Genomic DNA, 12,560 nt, shown 5'->3' with positions numbered 1-12,560 from the left:
GGCCCCCTCTCGGTCCGTGCCGTGCTCTGACTCAACTCACCTGATCAGCGGCGCCGGTCTCCTGGGCGAGCCGCATGGCCTCCTCGATGAGGGTCTCCACGATCTTCGACTCGGGGACGGTCTTGATGACCTCGCCCTTCACGAAGATCTGCCCCTTGCCGTTGCCGGAGGCCACGCCGAGGTCGGCCTCGCGGGCCTCGCCGGGGCCGTTCACGACGCAGCCCATGACGGCGACACGGAGCGGGACCTCCATGCCGGTCAGGCCCGCCGTGACTTCCTCGGCCAGCTTGTAGACGTCGACCTGTGCGCGCCCGCAGGACGGGCAGGACACGATCTCCAGCCCGCGCTGCCTCAGGTTCAGCGACTCCAGGATCTGGTTGCCGACCTTGACCTCCTCCACCGGCGGCGCCGACAGCGAGACACGGATGGTGTCACCGATGCCCTCGGAGAGCAGCGCGCCGAAGGCGACGGCCGACTTGATCGTGCCCTGGAACGCCGGACCCGCCTCGGTCACGCCGAGGTGGAGCGGGTAGTCGCACTGGGCGGCGAGCTGCCGGTACGCCTCGATCATCACGACCGGGTCGTTGTGCTTCACCGAGATCTTGATGTCCCGGAAGTCGTGCTCCTCGAAGAGGGACGCCTCCCAGAGGGCGGACTCGACCAGCGCCTCCGGGGTGGCCTTGCCGTACTTCTGGAGCAGGCGGCGGTCCAGCGAGCCCGCGTTCACGCCGATCCGGATCGGGGTGCCGTGGTCCCTGGCCGCCTTGGCGATCTCCCGGACCTTGTCGTCGAACTGCTTGATGTTGCCCGGGTTCACACGGACCGCCGCACAGCCCGCCTCGATCGCGGCGAACACGTACTTCGGCTGGAAGTGAATGTCCGCGATCACCGGAATTTGCGACTTCCGCGCGATGGTCGCCAACGCGTCCGCGTCGTCCTGCGTCGGACAGGCCACCCGCACGATCTGGCAGCCCGACGCCGTCAGCTCCGCGATCTGCTGCAACGTCGACCCGATGTCCGACGTACGCGTCGTCGTCATCGACTGCACCGACACGGGCGCCCCGCCCCCGACCGGCACCGGACCCACCTGGATCTGCCGCGACACCCGGCGGGTGGCGCCAGGGCGGGCCGGTACCTCGGGGACGCCCAGGGAGACGGCGCTCATGGCCTCACTCCCGGTTTCCGGAGACGGTCTCGCGCATGGCCCGCAGCGACTCCTTCAGGGAGCCCATGGTGGCGAGGACGGCGGTCGGCTCGTAGCCGCAGTGCGCCATGCAGTTGGCGCAGCGCGGGTCCTTGCCCCGGCCGTACTTGTCCCAGTCGGTGTCCTCGACCAGCTCGCGGTAGGTCGGCACGTACCCGTCGCTCATCAGGTAGCAGGGGCGCTGCCAGCCGAAGAGGGAGTAGTTCGGGATGGCCCAGGCGGTGCAGGGGAAGTCGACCTTGCCCTCGAGGAAGTCCAGGAACAGTGGGGAGTGGTTGAGCCGCCACCGCCTGCGGTTGCCGCCGGAGAACGCCTTCTTGAACAGCTCGCGGGTCTGCTCGACGCCGAGGAAGTGCTCCTGGTCGGGCGCCTTCTCGTAGGCGTAGGCGGGCGAGATCATCATCTCGTCCACCTCCAGGTCGTCGTTGAGGAAGTTCAGCACCTCGACGATGGTCTGCGGGGTGTCGGTGTTGAAGAAGGTCGAGTTGGTGGTGACCCGGAAGCCGCGCTGCTTGGCCTCCTTGATCGCCGCCACCGCCTCGTCGAACACGCCCTCCTTGGCCACGGACTCGTCGTGCCGCTCGCGCAGCCCGTCGATGTGCACCGCGAACGCGAAGTACGGGGAGGGGGTGAACTTGTCCATCTTCTTGCGCAGCAGCATGGCGTTGGTGCACAGGAAGACGTATTTGCGCTTGGCGACGAGCTGGCGCACGATCTCGTCGATCTGCGGGTGCATCAGCGGCTCACCGCCGGCGATGGACACCATGGGCGCACCGGACTCCAGCACCGCGCCCACCGCCTGGGCGACCGGCATGCGCTGCTTGAGCACCCCGGCGGGGTGCTGGATCTTCCCGCAGCCCTCGCACTTGAGGTTGCAGGCGAACAGCGGTTCCAGCTCGACGATCAGCGGGAACTTGTCCCGCTTGCGGAGCTTCTGTTCGGCCAGGTATGTAGCGACCTTGATGGACTGACGCAACGGCATGGCCATCTGGCTCACCTCCGGGGGAGCGGCAAGGAACGGTGCCATTCGAAAAACGCGGGAAGAACGGAACGAAGGACGCGGAAGGCCGATATTCCACCGCGTACCGTTCCGATCCGGACAAGTTCATGTTCAGGAGCGTCCACGACCACCCGTACGGCCGCAACCGGGCGGTCGCCCGTGCCGACGGCGGTGCGCAGGGTGGCCGCCGATTCCATGTCGACCGCGATCGCGCCGGTCGACAGCAGAGCGGACCGCTCCGGGCCACGGACCACGTGGTCGGAGCCGGTCAGAGGGCCGGTGTGGACGGTGCGGCCGGGGACGGCGCGCCTCAGCTCCTTCACCAGCAGGTCGGTGCCCGCGCAGGGGACGGTCCCCCGCGCGTCACGGGTCTCCTCGGCGACCACCAGGTCACCGGGGTGCATGCCCGGTGCCAGCCCGGCGCAGAAGCCGGTGGCCAGCACGGCGGCCTCGGCCATCCCCGGACCGGCGAGCCGTTCGGCGACGGACCGCTCCGCCGCCCTGGGGCCCATGCCGGTACGCAGGACGACGGGCAGTCCCCCGGCCCCGCCGCGGTCGCCGGTGCGCAGGGCGAGGTGCTCGATGCCGAGCGCGCAGACGATCAGCAGCGGTGCCGAGGCGGGCCGGGATCTCATTCAGCTCCCTTCGGCCGTGGCGCGGACGCCTCTGCGGGTGGCCAGCGGCGCCTTGTCGAAGGGGTCGCCGTGCAGGTACCGGCCGAGCGCGGTGAGCGGGAACACCTGCCGGTAGAGGTGGTAGTTGATGGAGAAGTCCCAGGGGAAGCCGGTGCCGGTGAAGTACGGCTCGTCCCAGGAGCCGTCGTCCCGCTGGGTGTCGGTGAGCCAGCGCACTCCGCGCTCGACGGCCTCGGAGTCCCGCTCCCCCGCCGCGAGCAGCGCCATCAGCGCCCAGGCGGTCTGGGAGGCGGTGGAGGCGCCCCGGCCGCTCCACTCCCGGGCGTACTTGTACGAGCGCAGGTCCTCGCCCCAGCCGCCGTCGTCGTTCTGCGCCTGCTGGAGCCAGTGCGTGGCGCGGCGGATCGCGGGGTGCGAGGTGGGCAGTCCGGCCGCCGTCAGCGCGGGCACCACCGAGCCGGTGCCGTATACGTAGTTGACGCCCCAGCGGCCGAACCAGGAGCCGTCCGCCTCCTGTTCGGCGAGCAGCCAGGTGATGCCGCGCCGGGTGCGCGGATCGTGGGCGAGCCCCTCGGCCGCCATCATCTCCACGACGTGCGCGGTGACATCGGCGGACGGCGGGTCGATGACCTCGCCGAAGTCGCAGAACGGCAGCCGGTTGGGGAAGGGGCTGGTGTTGTCGACGTCGAAGGCGCCCCAGGCGCCGTTCTTCGACTGCATCCCGAAGTTCCAGCGCACGGCCCGCGCGATCGCCCCGTCCACCCGGTCGGGGACGGGATGACTGACCCGGCGCAGGGCCAGCGCGACCTCGGCGGTGTCGTCGATGTCGGGGTAGTTGTCGTTGTGGAACTCGAACGCCCAGCCGCCCGGCGGGAGTTCGGGACGCTTGACGGACCAGTCGCCGGGCCGGCGGATCTCCTCGGCCAGCATCCAGTCGGCCGCCTTGAGCAGCTTCGGGTGATCGGCGGGGACTCCGGCGTCGGCCAGCGCGATGACGGCGAGGCAGGTGTCCCACACCGGGGACTGGCACGCCTCGATCATCCGGGACCCGTCGTCCCGCCAGACCGCGAACCGGTCCAGCGAGTCCAACCCGGCCCGCATCACCGGGTGTTTGAGGTCGTAGCCCATCAGATGCAGCGCGATGACCGAGTACACGGCCGGGGGCTGGATACCGCCCCAGCAGCCGTCGTTCTCCTGGCGTTCGACGATCCAGCGGGCGGCCGCGTTCATCGCGGCCCGGCGCACCCGGCGCGGTACCGCCCCGCGCAGCCGGTGCACCACCCGGTCGAGCCGCTCGAAGGCGCCATCCCAACTGGCCAGCGGGGCAAGCGGTTTGGGCGGGTTGGGGTTCGCCGGGTCGGTGTGCAGCTCGTCGAGCGGGAAGGGCGCGGGGCGCACCGGACGCTTGGCCGAGACGATGGTCAGCGGCACGATGGTCTGCCGGGCCCAGCAGCCGAAGTCATAGATGTTGAGCGGCAGCCAGGTGGGGAACCAGATGAGTTCCGGGGGGAGTTCGGGCAGGTCCTCCCACTTCCACCAGCCGAACAGCGCGAGCCAGATCCGGGTGAAGACGCGGGCGGAGGCGATGCCGCCCCGCTCGCGCACCCAGGCCGAGGCGCGCGCCATGTGCGGGGCGTCCGGTGCGTCACCGGCGAGCCGCAGCGCGACGTACGCCTCGACGGTGGCGGACAGTTCGCCGGGTCCGCCGTAGAAGGTGGCCCAGGCGCCGTCCTCGCGCTGCTCGCCCCGGATGAACAGGGCGGCGGCGCGGGTGGTCGCCTCGTCGCGGATGCCGAGGAACTGGCGCAGCAGGAGGTCCTCGGCGTCCATGGTGACGTTGGTCTCCAGGTCGCCCTTCCACCAGCCCTCGGGGTCCTGCAGGGCCAGCAGGTACTCGGTGGCGCGCGCGACGGCGCGTTCGGTGGCCTCGGGTACCCCGGCCGCCAGGGGGTCGGTGCTGTCGGTGTCGCTGGCCGCGGCAGCGCGGGGCGGGATGGCGGCCCCGGTGCTTCCGTCGGTCGTCGCTGTCATGGCTTCCCCTTTGTGCAGTCGTTCGAGTCGTGCTGCTGTGGGTCCGCCGTCGGCCGGTGTGCCGCTGATCGCGTCGCACCGGCCGGCGACTACGCGAGGGTTATTCGGCCGATAGTGATCATCTCTTCCTGACGACGACGAAGTCGGCGAGCGCCGTGAAGGCGTCCCGCACCCGGTCGGGCATGTCGACGGCGTGCAGGGCCTCGATGGCGACGGCGTGCTGACGCCGTGCCTCGTCCGCCGTCCACTCGCGGCCGCCCGCCGCCTCGATGAGGGCGGCGCGGGCCGCGAACTCCTCCTCGGAGAACGCGGCGAAGTCGCTGCTCTTGGCGTCGGCGGCGAGGATCTCGCCGAGCCGCTCGGAGGCCGGGCCCCCGGCGGCCAGGGCCGCCACCACGGGCAGGGACTTCTTGCGCTGGCGCAGGTCGCTCCAGGTCTGCTTGCCGGTGGACTCCGGGTCGCCCCAGATGCCGAGGAGGTCGTCGACGGCCTGGAAGGCCAGGCCGAGGTGGTAGCCGTAGCGCTCCAGCGCGTCGGCGGTGCGGTCGTCGGCGCCGCCGAGGACGGCGCCGATGGAGGAGGCGCAGGCCAGCAGGGCGCCGGTCTTGTTGCCCTCCATCTCCAGGCACTCCTCGACACTGACGCGGTCGCGGTGCTCGTAGGAGATGTCCTGGGCCTGGCCGTCGATCAGGGCGCGGGTGGCGGTGGTCAGCCGGCGGGTGGCGCGGCCGGCCTCGACGGTGCCCAGTTCCAGCAGCACCTCGTTGCCGAGGGCGAACAGGGCGTCGCCGACCAGGATGGCCTGGGCGGGGCCGTGCACCTTCCAGACGGTGTCACGGTGGCGGCGCTGCTCGTCGCCGTCCATCAGGTCGTCGTGCAACAGCGAGAAGTTGTGCACCAGCTCGACGGCGACCGCGCCGGGCACGCCCGCCTCGGGGGCGGCGCCGGTGACCTCGGCGGAGAGCACGGCGAGGGCGGGGCGCACGGCCTTGCCGCCGTCACCGGCGGCCGGGTTCCCGGCGGCGTCGATCCAGCCGAAGTGGTAGGCGGCGACGGTGTCCATGGGGGGCGCCAGCCGGTCGACGGCGGCGCGCAGGACCGGGGTGGCCAGGGTCCGGCCGCGCTCCAGCAGTGCGGTCACGTCCACCGCTGCGGCGGCTGTCGAGGCCGGGGGCGGCACAGTGGGCACAGTCTCTCCTCTTGTTGCGGTACCGGGGGTGCGGGGCCCCTCCGGGCTGTGCTGAACGAGCATCAGGCCGCCTCCTCGACTTGGAAGAGGTGGCGGGGGCGGGGCCGGCCCAGGGCGTCCAGCGCGGCGTCGGCCGCGCTCACGCCACTGCGGACCGCGCTCTCCATGGTCGCGGGCCAGCCGGTGGCGGTCCACGCGCCGGCCAGGTACAGGCCGGGAGCCTCGGTGCGGGCGCCGGGGCGCAGCCGCCCGACGCCCGGGGTGGGGGCGAACGTCGCGGTGCGCTCGCGGGTGACGAAGAAGTCCCGTACCCGCGCGGTGCGGGCGCCGGGGATCAGCCGTTCCAGCTCGGGCAGATAGCGCTCGCGCAGGTCGGCGACGGGGGCGTCGATGTCGTCCTGGGCGGCCGACTGGGACAGCGCCAGGTACTGGCCCTCGCGCAGCCCGGAGGCGGCGGTGCGGTCGAACACCCACTGCACGGGCGTGCCGAGCGCGGCGAGGAAGGGCCGGGCGAGCACCGGGCGGTCGTACACCACGTGCACGTTGAGGATCGGCGCGGTGCCGATGCGCAGCAGCCGGCCGGGGTCGTCGAGCGCGCCGGCGGGGAGCAGGTCGTGGGTCTCGCGCTGGGGTACGGCGAGGACGACGGCGTCGGTGTCGATGGTCTCGCCGGGGGTCTGAACGCTCCAGCGGCCGTCCGCGTTCTGAGAGAGGGAGGTGACGCGGGTGCGCAGCTCGGTACGGACACCGGCGGAGTCGAGGGCCTTGCGGGCCAGCTTGTCGTGCAGGTCGCCCAGCGGGACGTGCGCCCAGCCGATGTCGGCCGCGCCGGGCTCGGACAGCAGACCGGTCCTGAACACCATCGCGGCGAGTCCGAGCGAGGCGTCGCCCGCGACCGCGTTGAGGGTGGCGACTCCGACGAGGTCCCACAGCGCCTCGATGGCGCGCGCCGACTGGCCGTGCCGGGCCAGCCAGGTGCCGAAGTCCTGGTCGTCGAGGGCCGGGTCGGTGGGGTCGAGCCCCTTGAGCGCGAGCGCCGCCCGCCCCACCGAGGCCCGCTCGGCGAGCGAGAGGTGCGGGTACGCGGCCAGGCTCCGCCCCAGGTGCAGCGGTACGGGCAGCGGGTCGCGCCGCAGCCGGCCGAGCCGCCGCCCCTCGGGCTTGTCGACGTCGACCACGGGGACGTCGAGCCGGTTCTGCAGCGGGGCCAGCGCGGAGCCCTCGATCCGGTCGAGGAACCAGCGGTAGGCGGTGCAGCAGCGCAGGTAGACGTGCTGGCCGTTGTCCACGGTGAGGTCGCCGCGCTGGAAGGAGAAGGCGAGCCCGCCGAGCCGGGGCCTGCCTTCGAGCAGGGTGACGCGCACGCCCGCGTCGGCGAGCGCGAGGGCGGCGGTGACCCCGGCGAGTCCGCCGCCGACCACGACGGCGTCCCGGCCGGTGGAGCCGGTGTGCGCCCGTGCCGGGCGGGGGGCCTCGCTCATGCCGCGTCCTTCCGTGCGTGCCGCGCGTGCTGGTTGAACCGTGCACGTTCGGTCGTCGCTGTCAGGGACGCCACGCCGCGGGCGAGGGTTGCCCGCCGCGGCCGGGCCGCCGGAGCCGCCTCCTGGGCCTCGGCCGTCATCAGGCGCGCCCCCTGAGCGTCTGCCGCGAGACGTGCCGGGTGTCGAGGCCGGACAGGCCCCGCACGGCGACGTACGCCTTCTCGCGGCCGGGCAGCGAGACTCGGCCGCGCAGCACGGCCTCCGGGTCGCGCTCGATGCGGTCGAGCAGCCGGCGGTAGATCCCGGCCATGGCGGCGACGCAGGCGCCGCTGCGGCGGTCCAGCATGGGCAGCAGCCGGTAGCCCTCGGCGAACAGGGCGCGGGCGCGGCGGACCTCGAAGTGCACCAGGCCCGCGAAGTCGGAGCCCTCGGGCGGAGTGGGTCCGGCGAACCCGGCCGAGCAGCCGAACTTGGCCAGGTCGTCGGCGGGCAGGTAGGTGCGGCCGCCCTCGGCGTCCTCGCGCACGTCCCGCAGGATGTTGGTGAGCTGGAGGGCGAGCCCCAGTGTGTCCGCGTACTCGGGGGCGCGCTCGACGCCGCGTGCGCCGGGTTCGGTGCCGAAGATGCCCAGCGAGAGGCGTCCGATGGCACCGGCCACGCAGCGGCAGTAGACCTTGAGGTCGTCCCAGGTCTCGTAGGTCGCACCGCGCAGGTCCATCTGGACGCCGTCGATCAGCTCGTCCAGGCCGCCGAGCGGGATCGGGAAGACCCCGGAGGCGTGGGCGAGGGCGACGGCCACCGGGTCGGTGTCGTCCTCCTCGACCTCGCCCGCCTGGACCCGGCCGAGCAGCGCCCGGGTGTCCTCCAGGCGCTCCACCTTCACCGCGCCGGGCAGCTCGCCGTCGCCGATGTCGTCGACGCGCCGGGAGAAGGCGTAGAGCGCCGACATCGCGCGGCGCTCGGGCGTCGGCAGCAGCCGGATGCCGTAGGCGAAGTTGCGGGCCTGCTGGCCGGTGACCGTCTCGCAGTAGCGATAGGCGGCGAGTACCGGTGCGGACACGGCTTGCGAAGCCTCCACTGCCCGGATCACCCCTCTCCTCGCAGGGTCGTGCCCGCCTCACGCAGCAGCTGGAGCTTGCCGGGCTTGGGCGGGCCGGGAAGTACGTCGAAATCGGCGGCCGCGATCGCCCGGACCGCCGCCTTTCCTCCCGCCACGAATCCCGCGAGCAGCAGCTTCAGTCTGCCGTGGACGCTACCCACGAGGGGGGCGCCTTCATTCAGCAGATCGTGTGCGCGTCGGGCTTCGAAGGCGACCAGGGCGCGTACGGACGCGCCGGCGCTCGGGGCGGCGAGGTCGCTCTCCTGGACATGGAAACGCTTCATGTCCTGGGCGGGCAGGTAGATGCGGTCGCGGCCGAGGTCCTCGGCGACGTCCTGGAGGTGCTCGACGATCTGCAGCGCGGTGCACACGGCGTCGGAGCGCCGGACGCGCTCCGGGGTCGCGGTGCCGGTGACGCCGAGCACCAGGCGGCCGACCGGGTTGGCGGAGAGCGCGCAGTACGCGAGCAGGTCGTCGTAGGTCTCGTACCGGGTGACGAGCTGGTCCTGGCGGTTGGCGGCGATCAGGCCGAGGAAGGGCTCGGGGGTGAGACCGCGGCGGCGCACGGTGGGCTGAAGGCGGCGCAGCAGGGGGTGGTGCGGGGTGCCGTCGAAGACCCGTCCGAGGTCGGTCTCGAAGGCGTCGAGCAGGGCGAGGCGGTCACCGGCGCGCTCCTCGGGGACGCCGAGGGCGCGGGCGTCGGCGCCGCCGGGGGCCAGGTCGCCGTCGCCGATGTCGTCGACCAGGCGGGCGAAGCCGTAGACGGCCATGAGGTCGGTGCGCCAGGCGCGGGGCAGGAAGAAGGGGGCCACGGGGAAGTTCTCGCGCGCGGCCTTGTCCAGCGTGGCGCGTTCCAGTGCCGTCGCCGTGTCGGTTCCCGTCACTGCGCGCTGCCCGGTGCAAGGACGGCGCGGCTCGCGTTGAGCTGGGGAGTTTCCGTAGCCATTGCCGTCACATCTCCCGTTCTACACTGCCGACCCGATACACACTATTTCGGACACGCCGCCGACCCTCCGGGGGGCGTCCCGGCGGAGGGTGTCGCGCATTATCGCCCCGATTGCCGGTTTCCGGCACCGGTACAGCTTACGTTGTACAACGCGACAGGGTCCCCCGGGGTGTCCGGCGCATCACAACAACACACCGATGGACGCCAAGATTCCTACGCACCACCGGAGTTGACGCATCCTTTGCAGACGCCGGGCCCCGCCGGAGGAACACTCCGGCAGGGCCCCGACGGAGTCCGCGTCACGTGCCGCCGCGTGCCGCTACTTGCCCGTGAACTTCTCGTACTCCTTGAGGACCTCTTCGGTGGGTCCGTCCATGCGGAGTTCGCCGCGTTCCAGCCACAGGACGCGGTCGCAGGTGTCGCGGATCGACTTGTTGTTGTGGCTCACCAGGAAGACCGTGCCGGCCTCCTTGCGCAGTTCCCGGATGCGCTCCTCGGAACGCTTCTGGAAGGCGCGGTCGCCGGTCGCGAGCGCCTCGTCGATCATGAGCACGTCGTGGTCCTTGGCGGCGGCGATGGAGAACCGCAGCCGGGCCGCCATGCCCGAGGAGTACGTGCGCATGGGCAGCGTGATGAAGTCGCCCTTGTCGTTGATCCCCGAGAAGTCGACGATCTTCTGGTAGCGCTCCTTGATCTGCTCGCGGGACATACCCATGGCGAGACCGCCCAGGATGACGTTCCGCTCGCCGGTCAGGTCGCTCATCAGGGCCGCGTTGACGCCCAGCAGGGAGGGCTGGCCGTCGGTGTAGACCTTGCCCTTCTCCGCCGGGAGCAGACCGGCGATGGCCCGCAGCAGGGTGGACTTGCCGGAGCCGTTGGAGCCGATCAGGCCGATGGCCTCGCCCCGGTAGGCGGTGAAGGACACCCCGCGCACGGCGTGCACCTTGCGCACCCCGCGCGGCTCGCCGCGCTTGATGATGCGGCTCAGGGCGGCGGTGGCGCTGCCCTTGCCGGTCTTGGCGCCGTTGACCCGGTAGACGATGTGCAGCTCGTCCGCGATGACGGTGGGCCGGCGGTCGCCGGTGCTCTGCTCAGCCACGGCCGTACCGCTCCTCAGCCTTCCAGAAGTACACGAAGCCGCCGCAGAAGACGACCACGGCCCAGCCCAGGGCCAGGGCCCACACGTGCGGGGGCAGGTTCACGGCGCCGTAGCCGTCGATCAGCGCGTAGCGCATCAGGTCCATGTAGACGGCTGCCGGGTTCGCCTGGAGCACCCGGACGATCCACTCGGGCCTGCCCTCCAGCATGTGGTTGATGGAGAACATCACGCCGGACGCGTACATCCAGGTCCGCAGGATGAACGGCATCAGCTGTGCGAGGTCCGGCGTCTTGGCGCCCATGCGGGCCACGATCAGCGCGAGCCCGGTGTTGAACAGGAACTGCAGCACCAGCGCCGGGAGGATCAGCAGCCAGGACAGCCGCGGATAGTTGCCGAACCCGATGACCACCAGGAACACGACGATCATCGAGAACAGCAGCTGCTGGAGCTGTTGCAGCGAGAACGAGATCGGCAGCGCGGCGCGCGGGAAGTGCAGGGCGCGCACCAGGCCGAGGTTGCCGGAGATCGCGCGGACGCCCGACATCAGCGAGCTCTGCGTGAAGGTGAACACGAACACGCCGGTGACCAGGAAGGGCACGTAGGTGTCGTGCGACATGCCCCGGCTGGCGTCGAGGATCAGGCCGAAGATCGCGTAGTACACGGCCGCGTTCAGCAGCGGGGTGGCCACCTGCCAGAGCTGGCCCAGCTTGGCCTGGCTGTACTGGGCCGTCAGCTTCGCCTGGGAGAAGGCGAGGATGAAGTGGCGGCGGCCCCAGAGCTGCCGGACGTACTCGACGAGCGAGGGGCGGGCACCGCTCACCGCGAGCCCGTACTTGGCGGCGAGGTCTGCCGCCGGCAGGCTCTCGTCGGGCGACGGGGCCGCGGTCACCGCGACACCGCCGTCATGGGTTCTCTCACTCACAGGGGGAAACTTTCGTCTTCGAGTACATCGTCCGGTTCGTCTCGGCGGGGCCGCTCGCGCGGCCCCACCCGAGCTTCTCAGATCACCGGGGGACGGCCCAGCCGGGTCAGCCGCCACACCGTACGCCAGCGCATCGGGCGGCGGGGGCCGCACGGGGTGGTCCAGCCCTCCTTGAAGCCGCCCAGCCACGCCTTCAGCGCCGGGCCGGAGGGGCGGCGGGCCAGCGTGAGCAGCAGCCAGACGCCGAGGTAGACCGGGACGAGCGGCAGGGGAAGGTTGCGACGGGCCAGCCAGACGCGGTTGCGGGCCACCATGCGGTGGTACACCGCGTGCCGCGAGGGCGCGGTCGTCGGGTGGTACAGCACCATGTCCGACCGGTAGTCGATCATCCAGTCGGCGTCCAGCGCACGCCAGGCGAGGTCGGTCTCCTCGTGGGCGTAGAAGAACTCGTCCGGCAGCCCGCCGACCTCGCCGAGCACCTTGGTGCGCACCGCGTTGGCGCCGCCGAGGAAGGTGGTCACGCGGGAGGAGCGCATCGGGTCCGAGGCGCGCAGCCGGGGCACGTGCCGGCGCTGGGTCTCGCCGGTCTCCGGGTCCGCGATACGGAAGCTGATGATGCCCAGCTCCGGGTCGGCGGCGAACGCCTCCCGGCACAGCTCGGCGGTGTCCTGCCGGGCGAGCAGACCGTCGTCGTCCAGGAACAGCAGGATGTCGACGTCACTGCCGCCGGGCCCGAACGCCTCGATGCCGACGTTGCGGCCGCCGGGGATGCCGAGGTTCTCCGGCAGCTCGACGGTGCGTACGCCCTCGGGCACGTCGGGCACGGGCGAGCCGTTGCCGACGACGACCACCGAGACCTTGTCGCCGTCCTGCTTGGCGACGGAGTCGATGAGCGCCCGCAGCTCCTCGGGGCGGTTGCCCATGGTGATGATGACCGCGCCGACCTTCATGCCG

General features: G+C 71.9%; 12 protein-coding genes. All 12 read right to left on the bottom strand.

Features of this window, described 5'->3' with window-relative positions:
* Positions 1–31: 31 nt before the first annotated feature.
* The 12 genes from ispG to D0Z67_RS24780 all read right to left on the bottom strand — a co-directional run bounded on the left by ispG (position 32) and on the right by D0Z67_RS24780 (position 12,556).
* On the bottom strand, positions 32–1,165 hold the full coding sequence (ispG, locus tag D0Z67_RS24830; RefSeq protein ID WP_131589708.1) for a flavodoxin-dependent (E)-4-hydroxy-3-methylbut-2-enyl-diphosphate synthase: 1,134 nt from the start codon (positions 1,163–1,165) through the stop codon (positions 32–34).
* 4 nt (positions 1,166–1,169) lie between these two features.
* Positions 1,170–2,192, bottom strand: a complete 1,023-nt coding sequence (gene hpnH / locus D0Z67_RS24825) for an adenosyl-hopene transferase HpnH (RefSeq protein ID WP_031183874.1) — start codon at positions 2,190–2,192, stop codon at positions 1,170–1,172.
* A 5-nt stretch (positions 2,193–2,197) separates the two neighbouring features.
* Positions 2,198–2,839 (bottom strand): phosphorylase family protein, encoded by a 642-nt coding sequence (locus D0Z67_RS24820; protein ID WP_031183875.1) that lies wholly within the window; start codon positions 2,837–2,839, stop codon positions 2,198–2,200.
* Positions 2,840–4,870 carry a squalene--hopene cyclase gene (shc, locus tag D0Z67_RS24815; RefSeq protein WP_031183876.1) on the bottom strand — a complete coding sequence of 677 codons (2,031 nt, stop codon included), beginning with the start codon at positions 4,868–4,870 and terminating at the stop codon, positions 2,840–2,842. It abuts the gene before it with no gap.
* 118 nt (positions 4,871–4,988) lie between these two features.
* Positions 4,989–6,122 (bottom strand): polyprenyl synthetase family protein, encoded by a 1,134-nt coding sequence (locus D0Z67_RS24810; RefSeq protein ID WP_031183877.1) that lies wholly within the window; start codon positions 6,120–6,122, stop codon positions 4,989–4,991.
* A complete protein-coding gene (hpnE, locus tag D0Z67_RS24805; RefSeq protein WP_031183878.1) occupies positions 6,122–7,540 on the bottom strand; it encodes a hydroxysqualene dehydroxylase HpnE in 1,419 nt (472 codons plus the stop codon). The genes D0Z67_RS24810 and hpnE overlap by 1 nt, the downstream gene beginning before the upstream one ends.
* Entirely contained in the window at positions 7,537–7,680 is a 144-nt protein-coding gene (locus tag D0Z67_RS30615) for a DUF6380 family protein (protein ID WP_382845414.1), read from the bottom strand. The genes hpnE and D0Z67_RS30615 overlap by 4 nt, the downstream gene beginning before the upstream one ends.
* Positions 7,680–8,630: a presqualene diphosphate synthase HpnD gene (gene hpnD / locus D0Z67_RS24800; protein ID WP_031183879.1), complete on the bottom strand. Its 951-nt coding sequence runs from the start codon at positions 8,628–8,630 to the stop codon at positions 7,680–7,682. The genes D0Z67_RS30615 and hpnD overlap by 1 nt, the downstream gene beginning before the upstream one ends.
* Positions 8,627–9,523 (bottom strand): squalene synthase HpnC, encoded by an 897-nt coding sequence (gene hpnC, locus D0Z67_RS24795; RefSeq protein ID WP_031183880.1) that lies wholly within the window; start codon positions 9,521–9,523, stop codon positions 8,627–8,629. The genes hpnD and hpnC overlap by 4 nt, the downstream gene beginning before the upstream one ends.
* A gap of 381 nt (positions 9,524–9,904) precedes the next feature.
* Complete coding sequence (locus D0Z67_RS24790) at positions 9,905–10,684, bottom strand: ABC transporter ATP-binding protein (RefSeq protein WP_031183881.1); 780 nt, start codon at positions 10,682–10,684, stop codon at positions 9,905–9,907.
* Positions 10,677–11,606: an ABC transporter permease gene (locus tag D0Z67_RS24785; RefSeq protein ID WP_031183882.1), complete on the bottom strand. Its 930-nt coding sequence runs from the start codon at positions 11,604–11,606 to the stop codon at positions 10,677–10,679. Before D0Z67_RS24785 ends, D0Z67_RS24790 begins: the two co-directional genes overlap by 8 nt.
* Before the next feature lie 77 nt (positions 11,607–11,683).
* A complete protein-coding gene (locus tag D0Z67_RS24780) occupies positions 11,684–12,556 on the bottom strand; it encodes a glycosyltransferase family 2 protein (RefSeq protein ID WP_031183883.1) in 873 nt (290 codons plus the stop codon).
* Positions 12,557–12,560 lie beyond the last annotated feature (4 nt).

It is taken from the genome of Streptomyces seoulensis, from assembly GCF_004328625.1.
GTDB classification, from domain to species: Bacteria; Actinomycetota; Actinomycetes; order Streptomycetales; family Streptomycetaceae; genus Streptomyces; species Streptomyces seoulensis.
The sequence above is the reverse complement of the archived record's forward strand: the minus strand, read 5'-3'. Positions and strand labels throughout refer to the sequence as shown.